20 protein-coding genes are annotated in these 23,921 nt (G+C 49.1%); 13 read left to right on the forward strand and 7 right to left on the reverse strand.

Annotation, left to right across the window (positions count from 1 at the left end; translation table 11 throughout):
* Positions 1-2 precede the first annotated feature (2 nt).
* The 3 genes from HXW94_RS02275 to HXW94_RS02285 all read left to right on the forward strand — a co-directional run bounded on the left by HXW94_RS02275 (position 3) and on the right by HXW94_RS02285 (position 6,469).
* Positions 3-3,380, forward strand: a complete 3,378-nt coding sequence (locus HXW94_RS02275) for a C1 family peptidase (protein ID WP_178365282.1) — start codon at positions 3-5, stop codon at positions 3,378-3,380.
* A gap of 227 nt (positions 3,381-3,607) precedes the next feature.
* Entirely contained in the window at positions 3,608-5,605 is a 1,998-nt protein-coding gene (locus HXW94_RS02280; protein ID WP_178365283.1) for a hypothetical protein, read from the forward strand.
* A gap of 378 nt (positions 5,606-5,983) precedes the next feature.
* Positions 5,984-6,469 (forward strand): MaoC family dehydratase, encoded by a 486-nt coding sequence (locus tag HXW94_RS02285; protein ID WP_178365284.1) that lies wholly within the window; start codon positions 5,984-5,986, stop codon positions 6,467-6,469.
* A 104-nt stretch (positions 6,470-6,573) separates the two neighbouring features.
* Here the strand turns inward: HXW94_RS02285 and HXW94_RS02290 are convergent, their stop codons facing one another.
* The gene (locus tag HXW94_RS02290) at positions 6,574-7,854 is read right to left on the reverse strand and encodes a 3-deoxy-D-manno-octulosonic acid transferase (RefSeq protein WP_178365285.1); all 1,281 of its coding nucleotides are present in this window, start codon (positions 7,852-7,854) and stop codon (positions 6,574-6,576) included.
* Between the two features lie 64 nt (positions 7,855-7,918).
* Here HXW94_RS02290 and HXW94_RS02295 point away from each other — a divergent pair, with 64 nt between their 5' ends.
* From HXW94_RS02295 to HXW94_RS02340, 10 genes are all read left to right on the forward strand, one after another.
* Complete coding sequence (locus tag HXW94_RS02295) at positions 7,919-9,673, forward strand: ABC transporter ATP-binding protein (protein WP_178365286.1); 1,755 nt, start codon at positions 7,919-7,921, stop codon at positions 9,671-9,673.
* Positions 9,674-9,695: 22 nt separating this feature from the next.
* Entirely contained in the window at positions 9,696-9,869 is a 174-nt protein-coding gene (locus HXW94_RS02300) for a Trm112 family protein (RefSeq protein WP_178365287.1), read from the forward strand.
* Positions 9,866-10,399 (forward strand): DUF4416 family protein, encoded by a 534-nt coding sequence (locus HXW94_RS02305; protein WP_178365288.1) that lies wholly within the window; start codon positions 9,866-9,868, stop codon positions 10,397-10,399. The genes HXW94_RS02300 and HXW94_RS02305 overlap by 4 nt, the downstream gene beginning before the upstream one ends.
* 5 nt (positions 10,400-10,404) lie before the next feature.
* A complete protein-coding gene (locus HXW94_RS02310; RefSeq protein ID WP_178365289.1) occupies positions 10,405-11,289 on the forward strand; it encodes a YicC/YloC family endoribonuclease in 885 nt (294 codons plus the stop codon).
* 19 nt (positions 11,290-11,308) lie between these two features.
* Positions 11,309-11,581 carry a DUF370 domain-containing protein gene (locus tag HXW94_RS02315; protein ID WP_178365290.1) on the forward strand — a complete coding sequence of 91 codons (273 nt, stop codon included), beginning with the start codon at positions 11,309-11,311 and terminating at the stop codon, positions 11,579-11,581.
* 2 nt (positions 11,582-11,583) lie between these two features.
* The gene (gene gmk, locus HXW94_RS02320) at positions 11,584-12,144 is read left to right on the forward strand and encodes a guanylate kinase (RefSeq protein ID WP_178365291.1); all 561 of its coding nucleotides are present in this window, start codon (positions 11,584-11,586) and stop codon (positions 12,142-12,144) included.
* A complete protein-coding gene (rlmB, locus tag HXW94_RS02325) occupies positions 12,144-12,974 on the forward strand; it encodes a 23S rRNA (guanosine(2251)-2'-O)-methyltransferase RlmB (RefSeq protein ID WP_178365292.1) in 831 nt (276 codons plus the stop codon). Before gmk ends, rlmB begins: the two co-directional genes overlap by 1 nt.
* Positions 12,974-13,741 carry a ComFC family protein gene (locus tag HXW94_RS02330; RefSeq protein ID WP_178365293.1) on the forward strand — a complete coding sequence of 256 codons (768 nt, stop codon included), beginning with the start codon at positions 12,974-12,976 and terminating at the stop codon, positions 13,739-13,741. Before rlmB ends, HXW94_RS02330 begins: the two co-directional genes overlap by 1 nt.
* A 96-nt stretch (positions 13,742-13,837) precedes the next feature.
* Positions 13,838-14,071, forward strand: coding sequence for a type II toxin-antitoxin system Phd/YefM family antitoxin (locus tag HXW94_RS02335; protein ID WP_178365294.1), 234 nt, complete (start codon positions 13,838-13,840; stop codon positions 14,069-14,071).
* On the forward strand, positions 14,068-14,448 hold the full coding sequence (locus HXW94_RS02340) for a PIN domain-containing protein (RefSeq protein WP_178365295.1): 381 nt from the start codon (positions 14,068-14,070) through the stop codon (positions 14,446-14,448). The genes HXW94_RS02335 and HXW94_RS02340 overlap by 4 nt, the downstream gene beginning before the upstream one ends.
* Positions 14,449-14,611: 163 nt before the next feature.
* On the opposite strand, the gene HXW94_RS02345 is transcribed toward HXW94_RS02340, so the two are convergent.
* From HXW94_RS02345 to HXW94_RS02370, 6 genes are all read right to left on the reverse strand, one after another.
* Entirely contained in the window at positions 14,612-18,325 is a 3,714-nt protein-coding gene (locus tag HXW94_RS02345; RefSeq protein WP_178365296.1) for an SIS domain-containing protein, read from the reverse strand.
* A 100-nt stretch (positions 18,326-18,425) separates the two neighbouring features.
* Positions 18,426-19,811, reverse strand: coding sequence for a penicillin-binding transpeptidase domain-containing protein (locus HXW94_RS02350; protein WP_246293702.1), 1,386 nt, complete (start codon positions 19,809-19,811; stop codon positions 18,426-18,428).
* A 31-nt stretch (positions 19,812-19,842) separates the two neighbouring features.
* Positions 19,843-21,753, reverse strand: a complete 1,911-nt coding sequence (metG, locus tag HXW94_RS02355; RefSeq protein ID WP_178365298.1) for a methionine--tRNA ligase — start codon at positions 21,751-21,753, stop codon at positions 19,843-19,845.
* Between the two features lie 12 nt (positions 21,754-21,765).
* The gene (locus HXW94_RS02360) at positions 21,766-22,563 is read right to left on the reverse strand and encodes a PSP1 domain-containing protein (RefSeq protein ID WP_178365299.1); all 798 of its coding nucleotides are present in this window, start codon (positions 22,561-22,563) and stop codon (positions 21,766-21,768) included.
* Positions 22,564-22,580: 17 nt separating this feature from the next.
* Positions 22,581-23,606 (reverse strand): DNA polymerase III subunit delta', encoded by a 1,026-nt coding sequence (gene holB / locus HXW94_RS02365; protein ID WP_178365300.1) that lies wholly within the window; start codon positions 23,604-23,606, stop codon positions 22,581-22,583.
* A gap of 18 nt (positions 23,607-23,624) precedes the next feature.
* Positions 23,625-23,900, reverse strand: a complete 276-nt coding sequence (locus HXW94_RS02370; RefSeq protein ID WP_178365301.1) for an HU family DNA-binding protein — start codon at positions 23,898-23,900, stop codon at positions 23,625-23,627.
* Between the last annotated feature and the right edge of the window lie 21 nt (positions 23,901-23,921).

Consider the following 23,921-nt stretch of genomic DNA (forward strand, 5'->3'; position numbering starts at 1 on the left):
AAATGAATTTCAGACATAAATCGCCAATGTTGATCGTCCTTTTTGCCGTATTGCTTGTTTTCGGGTCTGCATGGGGGGATCAGGTTGACGAGCGTATCAGACAATTAAACCTTGAACTCAAGGCACAGGGTGAATCCTGGACAGCCGGCCGGACCAACATGTCGGACATGAGTCCGGAACAGCGCAGGGCCCTTCTGGGCGGTCCGGATGAACCCCAAATTATCGACACAGGCGCCGTGGAAAAAACCCCGGATGGCGCGTATATCGGCGGTGCGTTTCCTGCCAGCAGTTTTGACTGGCGGAACCGGAGCGGGACCAACTGGATGACCCCGGTAACCAACCAGATGTGCGGTGACTGCTGGGCCCATGCCACCCTGGGCTCCATGGAAGTCCGCCTCAGATACCAAAAAGGGGGCACCTATGGGTACCAGCTCCCCATCAACCTGTCGGAACGGTATGCCGTGACCTGCAGTCCCCACGCTTCCTGCTCAGCCTGGAATATACCGGGCCTTCTGAGTTTTATAGAGTCCGACGGGGTGCCGGATGAGGAGTGCCTGCCCTATAATTCCTCCCTGGACTGCAGTGACCGATGCTCAAACTGGAGTCACCGGGTATACAAAGTCACCAATTACGGCACCTATTACGGTCCTGGTTCAACTTTCAGGGACCAGGTTGCTAATTCCGTATACTACTATGGTCCCATACCGGTCTGGATGAAGGTTTATGATGATTTCTGGGACTATTCCGGAGGCATTTATACCCGAACCTCCAGCGTTGAGGAAGGCGGGCATTTTGTCAACATCGTGGGCTGGGGCACCTCGGGCGGAGTGGACTACTGGATCTGCAAAAACTCCTGGGGCACCGGCTGGGGGGTAAACGGCTATTTCTATATCCGCCGCGGCACCAACGAAAGCCGGATAGAAGAGGCTGCCTACTGGCTGACGCCCCAGAACCTGCCCAACCTGAATGACAGCACCCCCACAGGTTGGGACTATCCCATTGTTCCCAGGGGCAACAACACAGCCACAACCACCAATGCCACCGTTACGTCAACCCTGCCCGGCAATTCCAATGCCACCTACTGGAATGTCAACTGGAAAAACGAGGGTACGGTCAAGGCCCGGGACAATGTCACCCATCTGTCGGTGGATGATATTTATACTTACTGGTTTTCTTTAAGCTATCAGCCGGCGGGATATGACTCCAGACACGTTAATTCCGGTCCCAGCACGGTCAGGGGCGGCCGCCACACCATCTGCCAGAACACCATGGATTATGACAACCGGGTCTGGGAATATGACGAAAACGACAACACCTACTGCAAACAGTTTGTCTGGAGCCCTTACAGCCTTTCAGATAATGTTCCGGTTACCCGTTCCTCAGCCCCGCCCAAAAGGAATACCCTTGGATACTCTTATTATAATTGTGACGGGTTCTCATTTGATGTCCAAAGCACCCATCCCACGGACTGGTGGTCGGCAGTGGGTATCCTGCCATACAGCAGCAGTGCCGATTATGATGTAAGGCTCCACGACATCGGTACTTATACCGGTTCAGAAGGCGGGTTTGGAAGCTATCTGGAATATTCTTCTTATGGCGGTTCTGCCTCGGATTTTGTCATTGTAAATGATAACCAGGCTGCACATGGGACCTATTATGCAGGCGTTCTTAATTACAATGAGGGATCCGGTGCCTTTAGAATTGAAGAGGATGCCAGCGAAAAAATTTTTGACGGCACCAACGGCCCCTACAGCAAAATCTCCTCCAATGTACTCGATATATATGAATACTATGCATCTTCGGCCGGTACCTACCGATTCAAACTCGACCAGACCGCCGGTACCTGCGACCTCGGCATGACCCTGTATGACGATGACACCACCACCGCATCTAAAAGCGATTACATGAGCGGCGGGTATGCCAACAGCAACGGTGATGGACAGGATGAATACATGGACGTTACCATACCGGATGCCGGTTTTCACGGCCTTGCAGTATGGAAGGCGGATGCCGGCGACTACAACAAGACCACCACGTACAAACTCCAGGCAGGCAAGTGCGCCACCCCGGGCACGCCTTCCACCCCGTCGCCAACCGACGGAGCGGTAAACGTCCCTGTGACGGCCGATCTTGACTGGGCCAACAGCAGCTTTACCCTGTACTATGATGTCTGGTTCAAAAAGAGTACAGATGCCTCCTACACCAAACTGGGGGAACCGGAAACCAGTGCCTGGGCACTCGGCACCCTGGACCAGGGCACCACCTACCAGTGGGCGGTCCGTTCCAATAATATATGCGGCAGTGCAAGTTCATATGTTTACTGGAGTTTCACCACGGTGGACACCACACCGCCCACCCCCGACCCCATGACCTGGTCGGTGATCCCCTATGAACTGGACACCAGCGAAATCAAGATGACCGCAACCACCGCATCTGACCCGTCCACGCCCGTTTCCTATTACTTTGATTTCACCTCAAGCCCCACCGGCGGCACGGGCGGAAGCGATTCTGGGTGGACAACATCCACCAGCTATACAGACAGCGGACTCCAGGCAAATCATCAATACGAGTACACAGTGGCTGCCAAAGATGCCCAGGGCAATATGACAGCATATTCCACATCCAGTCGGGAATATACGGATATTGAAACCCCGGCAGGCATCGTCTTTGGCACCATTACCACCACAAGCATCCAGGCCAGATCCAGCAACACGCCCTCTAATCTCTCTTCTGGCAGTTCAGGCCTCTTGGTCGAAAATACCACTGAAGGGACCAGTTCCGGATGGAAACAGAACAATAACCTGTGGACCAGCGGCAGCTTATCACCAAACCAGAAGTATACATTCCGGGCAATGGCCAGAAACGGCGATGGAAATCAGACCCCCTGGTCTGGCAGCGCATCCTGCTATACCCAGGCAAAAGCACCGGAGGCTATGGCATTTTCCAATATCACCCAGACCTCCATCCAGGCCAACTGGAGTGCCAACGGCAATCCGGCCGGGACGGCATACTATTGTGAAAACCTGACCCAGGGCACCAATTCAGGGTGGATTACAGCCACTTCATGGAACAGCACAGGTCTGGACTGTGGAAAGTCTTACACCTTCAGGGTCCGGGCAAGAAATGAAGATGCCATTGAAACCACATTGGTGAGTCTTGGCTCAGCCACAACCCTGCCATGTGCCGATGCATGTGAAGGCAATTTCGATGGTGACAACGATGTGGATGTATCGGATTTCGCCGTATTCGCAGCCGATTACGGACGGACAGACTGTGATACAGGTGATCTCTGTGAAGGCAATTTCGATGGTGACAACGATGTGGATGTATCGGATTTTGCCGTATTTGCAGCTGATTATGGCAGGACAGACTGTCCCTAATATAAACATATTTTGACGTCTATTATGCAGTTCACTGAGATTCAAGCTTCCGGCTTTGCCGGAGGCTTGTTACTTGTTCTGAAAATAAAAATAAGAAGGGGTGAATTATGAATAATATTCGGTATCGTCTTCTCAAAAGAATAATCTTATTATTTCCATGGACGATGCTTTTTCCCACCCTATTTTTGTGGACGGTGCCTGGATTTTCAGTTGCTGCAGGACGTAAATTGACCGATAATCAGGTGGATGACAAATTTCCTCACATTCACGGCAAAGACGTTGCTTGGCAGCAGTCCGACGGGTATCGATGGCAAATATTTTTTTATCACGGCTCATCTACCTTTCAGCTTACCCGTAACAATATGCTCAATATCGGTCCCATGGTTGACCATGGTCAGGTTGCATGGGCCAGCCATTACCATTTTGCCCCACTGGAGGTGAATATATTTGACGGCGCGGCATCTGTCCAACTCACCGATGATGAAGTCTGCGACATGTTCCCCCACCTGAGCAACGGAAAAATGGTTTGGCAGAGATGCGACGGCGGCGACTCGGAAATATTCTTTTACAACGGGACATGCATCACCCAGCTGACAGACAACCGGACAGACGACCGCCACCCCCGGATTGTAAACGATATTGTTGCTTGGGAGGGGTTCGACGGACATGACTGGGAAATATTTATCCATAACAATGGCAAGACAACCCAATTAACCCATAACCAGTTTCCGGACCGAAACCCTGAAATTTCAAAGGAATGGATTGCCTGGGAGGGGTTTGACGGGCATGACTGGGAAATATTTTTGTATGACGGAGAATCCATCCGGCAGGTCACACGCAACGGGACCGATGACACCCATTCCGTTATTTCCGGAAACGACCTTATATGGCGGGCTCACGGCACCTATCAAACGAAGATCCTCATGGATACCTTCGGAAGAAACACCGTAATCCGGGAAACAGCAGCTGAAATCGGTCATGTCCGGGTGGCCCGGGGGCTTGTGGTTTGGGAAGAGTTTGACGGCAACGACTGGGAAATATTTTTGCATGATGGCCACATGGTACATCAGCTCACCTGTAACCAAAAAAATGACCGGTTTCCTGCAATATCAGCCAACGGAGTTGTCTGGGAGGGCAGCGATGGAACAGACACGGAAATTTATGTCATCGGCATCCACCATGTCCCGTCTGATTTTCCTGCCATTCAGGAGGCTATTGATGTAGCCCTGAAGGGAGACATCATCAGTGTGGATGACGGTATTTATACCGGAAAGAATAACAAAAATCTGGACTTCAGGGGCAAGGCCCTGATCCTCTGTTCGAAAAACGGCCCTGAACAATGTATCATCGACTGCCAGGGACAGGGCCGAGGGTTTATCTTTCAATCGGGTGAAACAGGGGATACTAAAGTGTCAGGCTTTACTGTCAGCAACGGTCTGGCCGACAAAGGTGGTGCCATACTCTGTAGCAATGCATGTCCCTGGATCGGTAACTGCATTATCAACAACAGCACGGCCGAAACCGGCGGCGGCATTTATGCTGAAAATTCCGCCACTGCCCTGTTCAATACCATTGTCAGCAATAATACAGCCGAACACTGTGGCGGCGGCATTACTATTTCCGGGCAGTTTTCAATGGTAAGCCTCCATAACATGACAATGGCTGATAACATTGCCAAACTGGGTGGTGGATTGTGTTTGTCCAGCGGTGGAATGGCCGCCATAGGCAATACTATTCTCTGGTACAACATGCCGGACGAAATCCAGCCACCCGAAGCAATGGTTTCCGTTTTTCACTCTGATGTCCAAGGGGGATGGCCGGGGCAGGGCAATATCAATTCGCCGCCCCTGTTTATCGATCCGAACCGGGACAGTTACCGTATCGGCAGGGAATCCCCATGCATTGACGCGGGCCATAGCGGCATTCAGAGCCTGCCGCCCATTGACTTTGAAGGGGAGCGGCGGCCTGTTGACGGTAATCTGGACGGCACGCCAGACATTGATATGGGTGCCGACGAGTTCAGCCTTTTCTGCCAAAGCGATTTGGATAAGGACCATGACGTGGATGAGAGTGATGTATTTATATTTTTGGGAGAATATGGGCGGACCGATTGCGGCACGGATTTGATATGCCGGGGGGATTTTGACGGAGACGGGGATGTGGACGTCACCGATTTTGCCCTGTTTGCAAAGGAGATGGGATCCAATGCCTGCACTGAAAAATAGTCTGGTCGGGACATGCATCTTTTGGCAAATCGTATCATCCATGCCGGCATATTCAGGAGGTGGAAAGCTTTCAGATGGGTTGCCCATCATCCCCTCGGTCCGGTTAAAAGGCGTTGATATCTTTCGGAAGTGTGGCTGTCGTGGTAAATAAGAGCGATTCAATGCTATACGGCGTACCTGTAAAATGATATCCTTAAAAGCACTGTTAACTTTTAGGCATCCTTCATATTTTTATAAAAGAAGTTTACACTTTTGGGGTGAAGCCCCTGGAAAACGGAGCTTGCGCCAGAAAGTGTAAAGTACTTGTGAAGGATGCCGATTTTTAAGGTGAAAAAATGAGATTGAAAAAAATATTTAAACTAAAAAGAGAGTAAAACTATGAGTGATCAGGAAAAATGTCAGGCGTTTTTAAAATTTATTAAACCACAGATTGGTCAACAGATTCATGTGGGTCCCTGGCTTGAGATTGACCAGAAACGAATTAATGATTTTGCTGAAGTTACCGGTGATGTGCAATGGATTCATACGGATGTTCAGCGAGCCAAAGAAGAGTCGCCTTATAAATCAACAATTGCTCACGGGTATTTGACATTGTCTTTATTGCCTTATCTGACTGAAAGCAATCATCCTGATTTTTTTCAAAAAAATTATCCCGGCATGACGTATCGGGTAAACTATGGTCTTAACCGGCTTCGTTTTCCTTCTCCTGTTAAAGCCGGCGCCAGAATCCGGGCAAGAACGACAATTCATCAAGTAGAAGAGGTGAAAGGCGGTATACAGATCTGTTATCTTATTACCGTTGATATTGAAGGTGGTGAAAAGCCGGCTTGTGTTGTCGAATTTCTGGCACGCGTTTACCCTTAATCGCCAAATTTTTAATCTTCGGAAATTGATGCGGTAGTGATCGTATCAGCGTAGAACATATCAGGCGTAACGACAACAGCATATCAGACAGATACGGCATTTAATCATGGTTTGTTTGCCTCCCATGACGCCCAAATGGTATCTGCAGCAGTCTGTGCGCCGCCTTGTTTTTGTAAAATATAATGACTCACCGCATCAATACGGGCTTTTTGATTTCCGGATTTTACCAGATATCTGCACATGGTTTCAACCGCATGTTGTCGGTTTCTGCATCGGGTTACGGTACCCGTATTGAAGATTTCTTTCCCCACCCAGACAAAATCCTGCCAGTGGGGGCCGATTATTGTGGGAATACCCAAGCCTGCGGGTTCCATAAAATTTTGCCCCCCCAGGGGCGCAAGACTTCCGCCGACAAAAACCACCCTGGCATGGCTGTAAGCCTGGTGCAGATCTCCAAATTTGTCCCACAGGATAATGGCCGGACCGGTTAAAACGGATGATATCTGTGACCCTTTGTGACCCTTGAGGCCGTTTTTATTCAATTTTTTTAGAAATGGTTCTATTCGCTGCATATGCCTGGGAAACAGGGCAATAATCTGGTTCGGCACCTTTTCCAACAAGGTTTTTATCATGTCAATGATCTGCGTTTCTTCCTGACGGCGGAAGGAGGCAAAAATAGACAGGGGAAGTTCCCGGGACACAATTGCAGCTAAGGCCGAAGCTTTACCGATCGTGTTCTGAACCGTCATGCGGTCAAATTTGATGTTGTTCATGGTATCAACAGGGGTGTGGGAAAATACCTGGGAAAATCTTTTGGCGTCCCCGGTAGAGATGGCCAGGATACGCGCCGGGGCAAAAGATCGCCAAAGCGCTTTGGTGAGCCTGTAATTCCGGCTGCTTTTGGGGGATAACCTGCCGTTGATGAGCAGTACGGTTGTATGATTTTTTTTTAACGCATAAAGATGGGCCGGCCACAGTTCGGTCTCCAGTAAAACCATGACGGCAGGATTCACCGTTTTCACTGCTATGTTCATGGCCTTTGGGCTGTCAAAAGGAAATATATCAACGCCCAGGCTGATACGGGGTGAAAATTCTTTTGGCGACAGCGCTTGTGTCAAAATTTCCATGCCCTGATCCGTGGTTGTGGTCAACAATATGGTGACCGGCCTGTCCGGTTTAAGGGCTTTTATGATGGATACGGCAAGGTAAGCCTCCCCGGCCGATGCAGCCTGTATCCAGATATCCGCCGGTTGAAGGTGAACCGGATTGATACGCCTGTCAAAGGTTGGGGCAAGTCTTGGGTGCCGTTTTAAAAAAGGCAGGGCCGCATCCCACAGGATATTGTAAAATTTAAAAAAATTGGGTATAAAAGCACTCTTTGTCATGGGAGGCTATGCTCTCATGTTTTTTGGAACTTGACAATAGAATCTGTAAAGCAATTGCCCGCCCATGAAATCAACAAAACCCAGATTGTCTACAGAACGCAGGCAAAAAATTATCCGGATGGTGTTTGCACACTGGAAAAGAATTGCCCTGGCGGCTTTATGTATGGTGGTGGTGGCAGGGGCCAACGGTAGCATGGCCCTGCTGGTTAAACCGGTGCTTGATGATATTTTTATTGCCAAAGACAGTACCAAGTTATTGCTCATCCCCGGCCTTGCCATCCTGGTATTTTTTCTAAAAGGCGCCGGTTCATACGGGTCGCAATACCTGATGAATCATGTGGGGCAGCGTATTATCCGCGATTTCCAGGACAGTCTTTATGAAAAGATCATGGACCTGCCCATTGCCTATATCCACAAAGAAAAGACCGGGGCGCTTATGTCCCGGATCACCAATGATGTCAATATTATCAAAGGCATGGTGTCCACGGCTGTTATCAGTTTGTTTCGGGATTCTTTTTCTGTTGTGGCGTTTTTGTTTGTTATTTTTTACCGGGACTGGCAACTTGCGTTAGGCGCTTTTGTTGTCCTGCCCGTTGCCTTTTATCCCATCGTCATATTCGGTAAACGAATCCGGAAATTTTCCACAGGCTCCCAGGAAACCATGGCAGATCTTAACGCCTTTCTGCATGAAACTTTTTCCGGGGCAAAAATTATTAAAATATTCAATCTTCAGGCCTTTGAAACGGCCAGATTCAAGGAAAAAACCAGAGAGCTGTTTCATTTAGAAATGAAAAAAGTGATGACACGGGCATTGTCTTCCCCGGTTATGGAATTTTTAGGCGGGTTAGGTATCGCGTTTGTTATCTGGTTCGGCGGGGTGCGGGTGGTCAACGGCACGTCTACCCCGGGTGTGTTTTTCTCTTTTTTGACTGCCGTGATGATGCTTTATGACCCGGTGAAGAAATTATCCAACCTGAATAATACCATCCAGGAGGGCGTGGCGGCCGCATCCAGGGTTTTTGATGTGCTGGAAACCCAAAATGATGTGGTGGACAAACCCGATGCCCGGACCCTTAAGGCGTCATCCTGTGATGTGGTTTTTGATAACGTTTCCTTTGCCTACGGCCCTGAAGAACCTTTGGCCTTAAAGCACATCAATCTTAAGGCCGCACCCGGAGAGACCCTGGCGTTAGTCGGCATGAGCGGCGGCGGGAAAACCAGCCTGGTGAACCTGATCCCAAGGCTTTATGATGTGGTCGAGGGCGGTGTGTTTGTTGGCGGACACGATGTCCGGGACCTGACAATTGCGTCCCTTCGGGACCATATTTCCATTGTGACCCAGGAACCCATTTTATTTAACGAGACCGTGCGGGACAATATCCGGTATGGTAAAATGGATGCGGATGATGCCACGGTTGAAGCGGCAGCCAAGGCTGCCTTTGCCCATGATTTTATCTGCGTTTTTCCCAAGGGGTATGATACCGTAATCGGAGAACTGGGATCGCGTTTGTCCGGGGGAGAAAAGCAGCGGATCTGCATTGCAAGGGCGCTTTTGAAAAATGCGCCGGTGCTGATTTTAGACGAGGCAACCTCGGCCCTGGATTCCCAGGCGGAGAAAGTTGTACAAAAGGCTTTGGAAAATTTAATGGCGGGCCGTACAGCCTTTGTCATTGCTCACAGACTGTCCACCATAGATTACGCCTCCCGGATTATTGTGCTCAAAAATGGTACCATTGTAGAACAAGGTGTCCATGATGACTTGATGGCTGCAAAAGGCTTTTATTATAGATTGCAGTCCATGCAAACTTCAAAAAATTAATACTATTCAAGGAGATCGCGCCATGGCTGTATCAAAGGAACTGCTTGAAATTCTTGTCTGTCCCAAATGCAAAGGTCCTGTGGAACTGACCGAGACAGAGGACGGCTTGATCTGCAACACCTGTGCCCTTAAATACGAAATCAGGGATGATATTCCCATTATGCTCATTGACGAGGCAATCCCCGTTAAACAATGAGTACACCTAAAGCCCCGGCACCGGCCAAGCTTGTGATGTCGGTTTTCATGAAAGATAAGACGGTCCTGGAATCGGTCTTCCCCCGCCTTGAAGCTGTGGGCGGTCCTGTGGACATGATTTCTCCCTGGCTGGATTTTGATTTTACGGATTATTATTACAGAGAAATGGGAGAACCGTTGTTTCGCAGGCTTATTGCATTCAAACCGCTTATGGAACAGGATGCCCTTGCTTCGATTAAGCTTGACACCAACAGGATTGAAGCGGACTGCCTGGACCAAAACAATAGAACCATCAATATTGACCCGGGGTATCTTTTGTCTTCCCGGTTTATCCTGGCCACGGGAAAGGAGTATTCCCACAGGATTTACATCGGACAGAAAATTTATGCCGATCTGACATTAATGTACACCAAAAAAGGCTTTAAAACCCTGGCGTGGACTTACCCGGATTATGCCTCCGATGCTGTACTCAAATTTCTAACGCAGCTTAGGCGCAAATATCTTGCGGATCTTAGGGCTATAAAAGGATAATTATTATGATAAAAAGCATGACCGCTTTTGCCAAAGTGTCGCACACCCTGGATACCCTGACTGTGGAGATGACCGTTCGCGCTTATAATTCCCGGTTCCTTGATTTTTCGATTTATCTGCCTGAAACCTGTCAGCCCTTTGAAGAGGACATTAAAAAGATCATGGGACAGTTCCATACCCGGGGCAGACTAGAGATCCGGGCAAGCCTGGCGGACCAGTCCCTGGACCAGGATTTGTTCGAGGTGGATACGATCAAGGCCAAAGCCTATTATAACGCATTGAAAACGGTCCGGGACACCCTTGCGCTTTCCGGTGATATTGCCCTGGAAACCGTACTCGGAGCTAAGCAGGTTATTGTGGCGGCAAAACCTGAAGTCAATCTGGCGCATCTCCGTTCAGCATTGTGTGACACGGCCCGCAATGCGGCTCAGGCGCTTGACCGCATGCGAAAGCGTGAGGGGGAAAACCTGTACCAGGATTTAACCCGTCGTATGGCAGACATTGAACAGCGTATGGCAGATGTTGAAGAACAGGCCAAAACCATACCCGATGTTTACAAGACCCGGCTCAAGGAACGCCTGGCCGTGCTGACTGCCGAGGACGGGGATTGTCTTGATCCGGTCCGGTTGGCCCAGGAAACCGCGTTGCTTGCGGACAAAAGTGATGTATCCGAGGAGATTGTCCGGGTACACAGCCACATAAAACTGTTCCGGGAGGTCATGGATGAAAATGAGTCCCAGGGCAGAAAGCTCAATTTTTTGATCCAGGAGTTTAACCGGGAATTTAATACCATTGGTTCCAAAGCCGGTAATGCAACCTTGTCCCATGCCGTGGTCGACCTGAAATCCGAGCTGGAAAAGATCCGGGAGCAGGTTCAGAATATTGAATAGAGTTGGAAAAAGGAAGAGTATGGAGCAGCCGCTTTTGGTGATTGGTTTTGGCAATACGGTGGTGGCAAACCGGGTGGTGGCGATTTTATCCCCGAACTCATCGCCCATGAAGCGGATCAAGGATCAAGCCAGAGAGGACCGGCGCCTCATTGACGTGACCCATGGCAGAAAAACCCGGGCCATCATTGTAACAGACTCCAACCATGTGATTCTGTCCGCGGTTCAGGCGGAAACGGTCTCCGCACGCTTTGAGGCCCTGATCCAAAACCCCGGCGTACGCCAGGAGGAATAGGTATGACGGCAAAACTTTTTATTGTTTCAGCACCCTCAGGTGCCGGCAAGACAACGCTTATCAAAGAATTTTTGAAGCAGTTTGACAACCTGGTATATTCTATTTCCCACACCACCCGCAGCCCCCGGCAGGGGGAGGTTCATGGAAAGGATTATTTTTTTACGGATAAGGCACAATTTATGGAAATGGTAGAATCCGGCCAAATGCTGGAATGGGCAACAGTCCACGGCAATTGCTACGGTACCTCCAGACCGTTTGTTCAGGAACAACTTGCCGCAGGCCAAAGTGTTTTATTGGATATTGATGTCCAGGGGGGACGTCAGATTATGGATTTTGACCTGGATTCCGTTTCCATATTCATCATGCCGCCGTCTTTAGCGGTGCTTGAACAGCGACTGCGAGGCAGGGGAACCGATACTGACGAAGTGATCCGTACGCGCCTGGCGAATGCAAAAGAAGAAATTGCACAGAAATCCTTGTATGCCCATGTGGTGGTCAATGATGTGCTGGAGGATGCGGTTGCCGAATTTATTGCCATTGTTGAACAGGAGACTGGGAACTGATGGCCGGCAAACCCGCCTGCCAGGGTCGGAGACGCAAATCCCGGGGGCATGGACGAAAAAATGAAATTCGAAATTCCGGGGATAAAGAGATCCTTTACGGATATCACTCGGTGTTGGAAGCCCTGAAAGCCGGGCGCCGTAAATTTGAATCCATCATGATATATGAGAACCGGTCTGATAAACGTGTGCAGGCTGTGGCCGATCTGGCCGGGGAAAAACAGGTGACTGTTCAACCCCTTTCCGGTGAGGCGCTGGACCGGTTGGCCGGTTTTGGCCGTCACCAGGGCATTGCCGCCAGGGTGTCGTCCTTTCCGGTTCAGTCCGTCCCTGCGTTGTTCAAGCAGATCGAACCCCGGAGAGATTCGTTTTTTATTCTGATCCTTGAAAGCATTGAAGATCCCCAGAATACCGGTGCGTTGATCCGCACGGCCCTGTGTGCCGGCGTTGATTACATTGTGATGCCAAAAGACCGGTGTGCCCTGCCGTCTGCCGGGGTCTCCCGCAGTTCAGCCGGGGCCATGGAGCATGCCCCTATCTTTTTAGCCACCAATCTGTCGGTTCTGATCCGTGACCTTAAAAAATATGGCGTCTGGGTGTCCGGTCTGGATGCCGGTGCAGATAAAGGCCTTTTTGAGGCAGACCTGACCGGTAACCTGGTCCTTGTGGTGGGGGGCGAGCATACCGGGCTGCGACCCGGGATAAGAAAAGCGTGTGATTTTATCCTGTCTATCCCCATGGATACTCATATCACATCGCTGAATGCGTCTGTGGCAGGCGGTATTGCCATGTTTGAGGCCCGCCGCCAGCGCCTGGCTTTTCTCAAGTCCTGATGATAAAAAAATTGGTCAAAAAGACCGGTACCGGGATCGGTAAACTGGTATTTCCGGACAAATGCCTGGCGTGCGGTAAATACATTAAAAATCCCACAGATACACCGTTGAGCGTCTGCTTCTGCCACACATGCCTGGGCCAGGCGCTGCCGGTATTTGATCACCCGTTTTGCCCTGCCTGTGGCCGTTGTTTTGAATCCGGACCGGATCATCTGTGTGGCGCCTGTCTTGAAACCCCCATGGCACTGCAGCGTGTCAGGGCGGCATTTATGTACAAGGATCTCATACAAAAGGCCCTGGGATTGTTTAAATACCAATCAAAGCTCAGTCTGGCCCGTCCCTTTGAACGTTATCTGTTTCAGGCCTTTGCCACCCATTTTGATATGGATCGCTTTCATCTGATCCTGCCCATTCCCCTCCATGGATCAAAGGCTAAAAAGCGCGGATTCAACCAGTCTTATTTTCTTGTCCGACATTTTCCCCGGCTATACAGGGATGCCTATGACCGGTCGGCACCATGGCGTATTGATATCAGCAGCTTTGCCCGGGTTCGGGCAACGGTCAGCCAGACCGGCTTAGATCATCAGGCTCGGAAAAAGAATTTGACCCAGGCCTTTGCCTGCCCGAAACCTGACCGTATCAAAGGTAAGAATATTCTTTTGGTGGATGATGTGTTTACCACAGGGGCCACCTGTGATGCTGCAGCCCGGACCCTTTTGGCGGCAGGGGCTGCCGGTGTTTCTGCTCTGGTTCTGGCCCGGGCCTGAGTCGGCAAACTTTTTTCATCTCTCAAGAAAGTTTTGACAAACCGGTAATAAGACTCTAAAATCATGACCATGGTTAAGACTATGGTTGGAGGTACTATGAAAACGGTTACAAAAAGTGTTTTAAAAGCAAAGATGCTCGCCTATTTCCGGGAGGTGGAGGAAACAGGCGAGGAATTGATTGTACTCAACTACAATAAGCCGGTATTAAGAATAAGTCCTTACAAAGAAAAAAAAACGTTTGATGATATTTTTGGCGCCTATCAGGACAAAATGACCTATTCCGAACCCCTTGAAACTGGAACCCAGGAGGAATGGGGAGAGCTTGCGTGATATTTTTAGATACATGCGCCTTGTTGTATTATGCGTTTGAAAGGAAACAGTTATCTTTCACAGCGACTCGAAAGATAGAGGAAAATGACGGTTTTTTGATCAGTTCCATCAGCATCTGGGAAATCGGGATCAAGATTAAAAAAGGCAAGCTGAATATCCCCATATCCTTGCAAGAATTTATTTCAAAACTCCACCAGGTTCATCATTTTTACATCCTGTCTATTGACGAAAAAATATGGATGGATTCTTTGAACCTGGTCTGGGATCACCGTGATCCGGCTGACAGGGTTATTGTTGCAAGTGCCGGTGCTAACCATATGGAACTGCTAACCTCGGATCGTATCATTCTTGATTTTTATTTCAAGGCTGTATGGTAAAGAACAAAGCATGTATGGTATTAATTAGTGCTGACGCACGAACAACTAAACGCTGTAATAATAGATAGTTGAAAAAACTTTCGCAGTAATTTGAGTTAAATTGAATCATACCCTATTGATATTTCGATAATCGGCATGAAAAGTTATGCGTCAGCACTGGGTATTAATTTAGCTTTTCAACAATCGCCTCCACAGCCTGTTCCGCCGTGGCCCCGAACAGGGTCTCAATGTCCACAAGGTTGAGGTATTTATCATCCCATGCCACATTTTTACTTTCAAGAATCCAGTCCTTAAGCCGTGTGTATTTTCCGCCCAAGGCCTTGATTTTTTTCAGCAGGGTAACGTCGCCTGTGGATTTAAAGGCAATGTTTAAAGACAGAAGGAACTCAATGATGTTGGGAGATGTCGGCGAAGATGAGAGTACCGGAATCACAAGAATGCTCCGGCTGTCTTTCCGGCCTTTGCCGATATATACGTTACCCTCCCTGACAATGATGTTTTTGGTTCCCTTGAGCCGGTGATCCGTTTCCACCCGGGAGGACTCATTGGCCAGAATGCCTGTTTTGGAAACCACCTCAATGCGCGTGTCTGCCGTGACTTTTCCTAAAAGGTTTAAGCCGGTGATGCGGTAAAGCACGGCGCCTTTAACCTCGGATATGATTTCCTGCAGGTTTTTAAGAACCAGTACATTGGTATTGGTAATCAAAGGAATCTGGATATTATGTTCAGCCAGGGCATCAAATATAATGCCTTCAAAGCGTTCACTGGTCCGGCTGGTACCCACGGTCACTGTTTTAGCCTGGTGCTTGATGGCATCCACGGGCCGGGCCATGGTATTGATGGCCTGGTTCATGGTGTCAAAAAAGGTGGACAGCATATTGGCCGGGGTGCCTTTGACGCCGAAGTCCACTTCAAAATCCGATACCGGCAGTCTGCCGGACAGATATTTCAGCAGCAAGGTGATGTCGGATACCGTACTCAGACCCATAGCACCGGGAAATTCCCCCTGGCGCCTTTTCCGGGAAAACTGATTATAGAACGCTGCCACGGTTTCCGCGAATTTGTTCTCTAAAAGCACTTCGTAATCGTCATGGCCCATGTTCTTGAATTCTTCAATGATATTTTCGATTTTCAGCCTTGCCTCATATAAAAATTTTGATCCGGCATTGATGGCAAGCGCTGCATAGTACCCCCAGATATGTCCCACCAGGGTATTGAGAACCGGGGCAAAATGTTCCTGGACTTCGGGTATCTTAAACACGGCTTTGGCATATAGATCAAACCGGTTTTCGCCCTGGGTGGTGATCACAATGGGACAGGCTTTGTGGGCATGGAAAATGGCTGTATCTTTAATGATGTCCCTGAGTACACTTTCCCGGGTACCGGCGGCACAGACAATGATCAATGGCTCGCTTGACAGGTCAATATGTTTTTTGTCTTCAACAAAATCCGAGGAGATGGTTTTGTAGCACAGTTCCGACAGTTTGATCCTGATTTCGTCGGCAGATGTTTTGTTGGCACCGGACCCCACTGTGGCCCAATAATTTTTGGAGATGGCCAGGTTGTCCGCACATGCCTTGATTTCATCGCGCATTTCGATAACGGCTTTCATTTTTGCCGGCAGTGCTACCAGCGCAAGGATCTGATCACTGATATAATTTTCACTTCTGGCATTGAGCAGGGCCGCCAGGTGCAGGCCAAGTACGGCGCCGGCCGTGATCTGGGAATAAAATGCTTTGGTGGAGGCCACGGACATCTCAATGTCCCTGCCGGAACTGGTGTATAATACCCCGTCCACCTTGAAGGTCAGGTCCGAATCCCTGCGGTTGACAATGGCAAGGCTTTTGGCGCCATGGGCCCGGATCATGTCCACGGTCCGGTTGGTGTCCGTGGTGGTGCCGGACTGGCTGATGGCCACAACCAGTGTGTCTGCCATGGCTGTGGCATCGTCACCGTCACAGCCGATGTTGAACCCGGAAAGCTCGGACGCTTTCTGGGCACGTATATCCATGGATTTATCCCCCAGGTAATGGGTGAGAAGATCCGCACACCCCTGGGCTGCAATGCCCGCTGTCCCCTGGCCGATGAAATATATTTTTCTTATTTTTCCGGACCGTAAATCGTTTTCCAGGTCCGGGGGAATAATCGTTTTGTTCAGATTGACATTGAGAAGTCCTGACCCCGGATTCTGTTTGAATTTGTTTTCCAGTGTTTTTTCAACGGACAGCGGGGATTCGGAGATTTCCTTGAGAAAATAGTGGTTGTAGCCCTGGCGGTCAATGTCCCTGGAGGTGATTTGGCTGGTGAACACATCCGCCCGGGTCAGGGTGATGGGCTGGTAGTCATAATAAAAGGAGCGCACGCCTTCAATACCGCCGGCACCCTCTTGATCCAGGACCACAATCTGGCCCTTTTCTTCGCCGTTGAGTTTGATATAGTGGCGGGTTTCCTCCACCACCCCGTATAATTCCGATGCCGCAATGTAATGGTCCGGGGCAAGCCCCACAAAAATGGCCTGCCCACTGCCTTTCTGGGCCAGAAACAATTTGCCCGGGGCAAGGTCGGTGTGCATGGAAATGGCATGGGACCCTTCAAACTCATTGACCGCCAGGCGGAATGCCTCTTCGATGGGCGCGCCCATTTTCAGGTGATGTTCAATCTGCAACGGGATCAATTTGGTGTCCGTGGTGATCTGGGGATGAATTTTATCGTACCGGGCCTCGTATTCGGTTTTCAGTTCCAGGTAGTTGTCAATATCTCCGTTCAGGCAGACATGGATAATGCCGCTTGGGGATATTCCGGAATCTGTGCGTGTATTGTCCAAAGGATGGCAGTTGGCCTCGGTAATATCACCAACGGATGCCCATCTTGTATGGGCCGAGACCGATGACGACAACGTAGAAAATTCGGCAAGTGTCTGGAGCAGGTGGTCGTTTTTAATCTGATTTCTGATAAAGGCGATGTTGTCGCCAAGGGCACCTATCTCTGCGGCAAATTTGTAAACAAAACAGATGGTAATACGGTTCGGAGAACCTGGCCTGCTGATTTCATTGATCGAAATGGTGTTGTTTGACAGGATCTGTTGATTGCTTCTGTTTTCCAGCCCTTCGGCGATCCCTTTTTGTTTCAGAATGCTTTTGTATTTTGAGAATTCCTTTTCATCCAGGGTACACAGCACTGAAATGCCTGCTGAATCCCGCCCTCTGACCTCCAGGCGGTCAAGGCTGTTGAGTACGGCATTGATCCGTTTGAAAAGCGCTGTCCCTGCAGGGTTGTTTTGGTTCTCTATACCCGGGGCCAGTTGTTTAATGGCTTCAATATTGTTAATAACTTCTTTTTTTAAACACCATAGGATGTCCTTGAGCTGGTCAATATGATCTGCGGCAATTTCTACCTCGGGGGTGGATAAGCCGGCTGTTGCAGATTTGAAATCCCGGATTTCATCCGCAAGCATTTTTTTTATATCCTGGGTGATGCCGGACAATTTGCGGGTTTTTTCCTGGTTATAAAACAAGGATGCAAAAATCGTTTCCTGCTTAAGGTTCTGGGCATGGTCAAACAGGGTGGATAAAAAGTCTTTGCCACCCAGGTAATCTTCGGAAACCATCAGGTTTTTGTCTTCGGAAAACGGGCCAAGCCGATTCTTTGAAAGGGTTTCAATGCCCCTGGACAGGGGGGCCAGATCATTTTCGCAGGTCGGCCCTTTAAATGCCACAAGAGCACAGATCCCGCACCCCAGGGTGCAGCCGGTGTCGGGGAAAAAGAGTAAGGTGTTTTCCTTCACCGATGACAAGGGTTTGCCGATGTCCACATTCATATTTGCGATATGTTTAAGATAATCAAAAAGTTGTGTTGAAAGATTGCCTTGTCGTTTCATATGTATCTCCTCCATATAACAGCTATACCCTAACAGGCACCACAACGAATAAAACCATAAGCACCTAATATACAGGGTTAAAATGAGCGCCCCAGGCGCTTTACCCTCTTGTCTCTTGTCTTTTGCCTCTTGTTTCTTGAGTGGGGGCGTTAAAATAGGTTTTTAGCATATTTTTTGCATGAGTGCATGCCCGGGTTCCGATATATTTGCCGTGACCCACGATGACGGCGACAATTAATGTCTCGTTTGTTGTTTTCTGCTGTCCAAATCCTGTGAACCAGTCGTATTTGATTGTATGCGCCTGATTGGACAGGGAGCCGGTTTTTCCGCCGATCAAAAGATTTGATAATACTTTATCCCGTGAATAGCCCCTGAATGATTTTCTGGCTGTGCCCCCGGATATGGTTTTTTTCATAAGTCTTTTCATGGTGGCCGCTGTGTTGGGACTAACCGGTGTCTTATACACCTCTTTGGTGCTTTTGTAAATTTCGTCTTCGTCTGAATTGGCTACTCGGTCTACAAGACGGGGGACAAGGCTTTGCCCCTTGTTCACCATGGCGGAAACCATCGTCACGGCAAATACAGGCGAAATCAGGGTATTCCGGTTAAAGCCGCATCCAAGTTCCGCTAAATGGAACTCGCTGCCGGTTGCTGCAAAATGAGGGACTGGAAAATCAAAGTCCGTATTCGGATTTTGGTTGAAACCAAATTTTTCAGCAAAATTGCTCAGCGCCGCTTCACCCAGGGCAAGTTGCCCGAGTTTGCCGAATACAGGGTTGATGGATTTGGCAAAGGCGGTCTCCAAGGTAACCCGATTGGTATATTTGGTCTTCTGATTTGTTAGCTGCCGTTTGTAAAGGGTGTATTTCCTGCCGTTGAAATAAAGGGGGGTAGTGGGTGTATATTTCAATTTTTCCACGGCAGCAGATGCGGTGACGATCTTGAAAATACTGGCAGCAGGATAGCCGGCCGATGTACAGGGATTGGCATCCGGATTGTCCTGATTAAATCCGGCCATGGCTTTTATGAATCCGGTGCTGCCGTCCATGGCCACCATACCGATGAGTTCCGGCTTGCCCCGGTCCAGGGTTTTAAGATAGTTCAGGGTCCGGATCAGTTTAGCCTGGAGGCGTGTGTCCAGTTGGGTGTGAATGGTATATGTCCAGGACGGGCCGTCCGCAAAGAAAATGTTTGTTTTGGAATTGAGAATATCAATGTTTTGGACCAGGGCTTTGACGTCGGATTTTTCAAGGTGCTTGGGTGGCGCAGGTTTGCTTTCAACCTTATCCGGTTTTGGGGAAAACAGCCGCTCACCAAGCATGGAGACCGTCTGCCCACCAAACCAGAGCAATGTTATGGCCGCGACACCGGCAACGCCAAGGCAGAGAACAGCTGCCGTCTGGCGTATGCGGCCGGCCATGGTGTGCCTTTTTTTCTGCCGGTTATAACCTGTCTGAAGTTCGCGCCAGGAAAGTTCTGTTTTCATAGCATACAAAAGCGTGTCTCAAACTTAAACATTATTTAATCGGGCAGCCGGGCTTGGGACTGCCGTTAAATCCGGAAAGAACAAGGTTTTTTTTCACACTTGCGGCAAGCACCATGCCTTCGGACAGTTCTCCCATAAGCTTCACGGGTTTCAGGTTGGCCACAACAATGACTTCTTTGCCCACCACCTCTTCGGGGGTGTAGGATTTACCGATGCCTGCCACAATTTGCCGGGTCTGAGCGCCTAAATCTACTTGAAGTTTTAGCAGTTTGTCCGATTTTTCAATCCGTTCGGCAGACAGAATTGTGCCGGCTCTTAAATCTACTTTGGAAAAATCATCAATGGTGATTTCTTCTTTTAATGCCGGTTTGAGCGCTTTGGGTGCCGGTGGTGCAGCCGTTTTCTTTTCAACGTCCACCCGGGGAAAGAGAATCCGGGGCTTTGCCAGGGTAATGCCGCATGGCATCTGACCCCAGGGTCGAATGGCATCCAGGGTAAAAAATCCCTTTTCAGGCAGCTCAAGGCCAAGGGCGGTAATGATTTTACTGCTGGTGTCCGGCATGACCGGCCAGATCAGCCCGGCCACAAAGCGAAGCCCTTCCAGCAGTTCGTATAGCACCCTACCAAGATCGTCTGTGCGTGCCGGATCTTTGGCCAGGGTCCAGGGTTCGTTGGCAACAATGTATTTATTCATGGCTGACACCAGTTCCCAGACACTTGCAAGGGCCTTGTGAAACCGGCATTCCGCCATGGCTTTTGTGTACGCTGCCAAGGCGGCGTCGGCGTCGGGCTCAAGGCTTAAGTCTTTGTTGGATCCTGCCGCCGGCCCCTGTATGCGGCCTTTAAAATATTTGTAGTTCATGGACAATACCCGGGAGAACAGGTTGCCCAGGTCATTGGCAAGGTCTGAGTTGATTCTTGCCACAATAACATCTTCGGTAAAATTGGCGTCCAGGCCAAATACCATCTCCCGCATGAGAAAATATCTGAATGCATCCACACCGAACCGGCCGGTTACCTCGACAGGGTCGGTGACATTGCCGATACTTTTTGACATTTTAGCGCCCTGAACATTCCAGAACCCATGGACATTAAGTCCGTTATATATGTCAATGCCAGCCGCCTTAAGCATGATGGGCCAGTAAATTCCGTGGGGTTTGATAATGTCTTTGGCCACAAAATGCCGGGCCGTGGGCCAGAATTTTTTAAACCGCTCCCCGTCAGGGTATCCAAGGGCCGTGATATAGTTGACCAGGGCGTCAAACCATACATAGGTGACATAATCTTCATCAAAGGGCAGGGTGATACCCCAGGTCAGCCGGGTTTTGGGCCGGGAGATGCACAAATCTTCCAAAGGCGCCTTAAGAAATGAGAGAAGTTCTGTTCTGTATTGTTCGGGCCGGATAAAATCCGGATGGGTTTCGATGTGTTCAATGAGCCAATCCTGGTACTTGCTCATTTTGAAGAAATAGTTTGATTCTTTGATGGTTTCCGGCACAGTCCCGTGGTCCGGGCATTTGCCGTCCACAAGCTCGCGTTCCTGGTAGAATCTTTCACACCCGAAACAATAAATGCCCTCATAACTTGAAAAATAGATATCCCCTTTGTCGTAAATCGTTGACAGAACCGATTTTACCACCTCAATATGTCCAGGATCCGTTGTCCGGATAAAGTGGTTGTTTTCTATATTGAGCAGGGGCAGAATATCTTGAAATAGTTTGCTGATTTTATCTGCGTAAGCCTTGGGCGTGGTATTTTCCTTTTCAGCCGCCTGAACGATTTTATCCCCGTGTTCATCCGTTCCGGTTAAAAAAAAGGTATCGGCACCTTCCATCTTTTTGAAACGGGTGGCGACATCTGCTGCAATGGAGGTATAGGCATGACCGAGATGGGGCTTGGCATTCACATAGTAAATAGGTGTGGTATAGTATTGACAAGTCATTGAGATGGGTTCCTAAGTGTTTTCTTTTTTCAGTTCTGACAGAAATATTTCCTTTTCCGTGCGGTCCTCAAGTCTGACATTGACGCTTTGTCTGAGAACATTCTGACGGACCACTTTGCCTTTGACATCTTCAACTGTAATGGTTCTTCCCAGTTTCGGCATTTGCTTCTTATAATGGCGATAGGTCTCATTTTCAAAGGTCAGGCAGCACATCAGTCGGCCGCATACCCCTGAAATTTTAGTGGGATTCAGGCTCAATCCCTGTTCTTTTGCCATTTTTATGGACACCGGATCAAAGGTATGCATAAACGATGAACAGCACAGTTCCCTGCCGCATTTCCCTACCCCTCCCACATGTTTGGACAGATTTCGGATACCGACCTGGCGCATTTCAATACGGATGGAAAATTCTTTTACCAGAAGTTTAATCAGTTCCCTGAAATCAATCCTGCCGTCCGCTGTATAAAAAAATGTCAGTTTGTTTCTGTCAAAGGTGCTTTCCACACTGAACAGGTTCATTAAAAGGTCCAGCTCTTTTATGCACGTAAGGCAGTATTCATGAGCCTGCCGTTCCAGTGATTCAAGTTCCAGGCGCCGGCTGAAATCTTCCTGGGTGGCCACTCTGACAATATTTTTTAAAGACGTCTCGTCTTTGTCCTTTTCCCGGGACGGAACGGCAACGATGCCGAACCCCAGCCCTTGTTCGGTTTCAACAATGACCCGGTCTTCTAAGTTCACCGCCAGGTCTTGGCTGTTGAAATCGTATATTTTACCTGCGGTCTTAAATTTAACCCCGGCAACGTTTACCATAAAAATCGGCCTCTTATTTAGCTAACGACTAAGGAAAGGAAAAAACGGTCAAGGGTCAGTCTTGTGCCGCTGTTGGATTCCAGTCTTTTTTCCGTTTCATGAAACAGTGTCATCCATGTTAACATTCGCGTGTATGAATGCATCATACTAATATCTTTAAATACGCTTAAAAAATCAAGGTTAACTATTTTATCCGACCTGTATTTTAATATGCAAAAGTCTCTGAATACGGTTCGCAGCACTGCCATGACATCAAGAATATATTCCGGCCGGGCCGACAGACGCCTGGATAAATCAAGGCCTTTAAAGGCCTTTTGATGCGGTGGTGTTGCCGGAAATCGGCAGATTTCTTTGATTAACCATGGCCGCAGCATTTTCCAGTCAGGCGCGCCCGCTTTATTCAGGCCTGAGAGACGCAGGGCCTGGTCAAGATCGCTTCCGGCCGTTCCACTGATAATGTGGGCGGTTTCGGGATCAAGCCCGTATTGTGTGCATAACATCTTTTTGATTTCATGGTCTGCAAGGGCCTGGAAGTCAATGCGCCGGCACCTGGATAAAATGGTAGGTAAAAGGGGAGCGGTCTGCGCTACGGCAAGAATGAAAAACGTGTGTTCCGGCGGTTCTTCAAGCATTTTGAGAAGGGCATTCTGGGCCTGGGGGGTCATCAGGTCTGCATTCAGGATGCACACCATCCTGAATGCAGCTTCATTGGCGCGGGATGCGATGATGCTGCCCATGTCCCGGATTTGGGAAATGGTAATCATTTTTTTATTTTCAGCCGGGCCAATAAAAATCATGTCCGGGTGCATGCCCGCAGCTATTTTTTTACATGAAGCGCAGAGATTGCACGGCCGGCCGTTGTTTGTACGGCAGTTGCAGGCCTGTGCAAAAAAAAGCGCAGCCTGCTTTTTGCCGGTTCCCCGGGGCCCGTAAAAAAGGAGCGCATTGGGGATCCGGCCGGTCTGAACAATATAGGCTAATTCAGATAATGCCAAAGATGAGGGAAGGGCTTCCCGGTTCATTTCGGAAGATGCAGCAGGCATATAACATTAGATTAGAAGCTAATAATCAACCCGCTCTTTGAGTTCCTTACCGCATTTAAAAAACGGCAGGCGTTTGGGTGGGATTTCTACTTTCTGCCCGGTTTTGGGGTTTCTGCCGACATAGCTTTTATACTCTTTGATATGAAAGCTGCAAAGTCCTCTTATTTCGACCCGTTCACCTTTGACAAAGGCTTCTGACAGGGAATCAAAAAATATTCTTACTACGTCGGCGGCTTCTGATTTGGTCAGGTTGGCCCGGTCTTTCAATGTGGAAATCAATTCAAGTTTATTCATGGAACCTCAAATATGTTAAAC

Source organism: Desulfobacter latus (assembly GCF_013389365.1).
Taxonomy (GTDB): Bacteria; Desulfobacterota; Desulfobacteria; order Desulfobacterales; family Desulfobacteraceae; genus Desulfobacter; species Desulfobacter latus.

Bases quoted from the DNA above. Each gene is read 5' to 3' on its own strand.
- HXW94_RS02275 (WP_178365282.1), top strand. From the start codon at position 3: ATGAATTTCAGACATAAATCGCCAATGTTGATCGTCCTTTTTGCCGTA.
- HXW94_RS02285 (WP_178365284.1), top strand. From the start codon at position 5,984: ATGAGTGATCAGGAAAAATGTCAGGCGTTTTTAAAATTTATTAAACCA.
- HXW94_RS02290 (WP_178365285.1), bottom strand. From the start codon at position 7,854: ATGACAAAGAGTGCTTTTATACCCAATTTTTTTAAATTTTACAATATC.
- HXW94_RS02295 (WP_178365286.1), top strand. From the start codon at position 7,919: ATGAAATCAACAAAACCCAGATTGTCTACAGAACGCAGGCAAAAAATT.
- HXW94_RS02300 (WP_178365287.1), top strand. From the start codon at position 9,696: ATGGCTGTATCAAAGGAACTGCTTGAAATTCTTGTCTGTCCCAAATGC.
- HXW94_RS02305 (WP_178365288.1), top strand. From the start codon at position 9,866: ATGAGTACACCTAAAGCCCCGGCACCGGCCAAGCTTGTGATGTCGGTT.
- HXW94_RS02310 (WP_178365289.1), top strand. From the start codon at position 10,405: ATGATAAAAAGCATGACCGCTTTTGCCAAAGTGTCGCACACCCTGGAT.
- HXW94_RS02315 (WP_178365290.1), top strand. From the start codon at position 11,309: ATGGAGCAGCCGCTTTTGGTGATTGGTTTTGGCAATACGGTGGTGGCA.
- gmk (WP_178365291.1), top strand. From the start codon at position 11,584: ATGACGGCAAAACTTTTTATTGTTTCAGCACCCTCAGGTGCCGGCAAG.
- rlmB (WP_178365292.1), top strand. From the start codon at position 12,144: ATGGCCGGCAAACCCGCCTGCCAGGGTCGGAGACGCAAATCCCGGGGG.
- HXW94_RS02330 (WP_178365293.1), top strand. From the start codon at position 12,974: ATGATAAAAAAATTGGTCAAAAAGACCGGTACCGGGATCGGTAAACTG.
- HXW94_RS02335 (WP_178365294.1), top strand. From the start codon at position 13,838: ATGAAAACGGTTACAAAAAGTGTTTTAAAAGCAAAGATGCTCGCCTAT.
- HXW94_RS02345 (WP_178365296.1), bottom strand. From the start codon at position 18,325: ATGAAACGACAAGGCAATCTTTCAACACAACTTTTTGATTATCTTAAA.
- HXW94_RS02350 (WP_246293702.1), bottom strand. From the start codon at position 19,811: ATGAAAACAGAACTTTCCTGGCGCGAACTTCAGACAGGTTATAACCGG.
- metG (WP_178365298.1), bottom strand. From the start codon at position 21,753: ATGACTTGTCAATACTATACCACACCTATTTACTATGTGAATGCCAAG.
- HXW94_RS02360 (WP_178365299.1), bottom strand. From the start codon at position 22,563: ATGGTAAACGTTGCCGGGGTTAAATTTAAGACCGCAGGTAAAATATAC.
- holB (WP_178365300.1), bottom strand. From the start codon at position 23,606: ATGCCTGCTGCATCTTCCGAAATGAACCGGGAAGCCCTTCCCTCATCT.
- HXW94_RS02370 (WP_178365301.1), bottom strand. From the start codon at position 23,900: ATGAATAAACTTGAATTGATTTCCACATTGAAAGACCGGGCCAACCTG.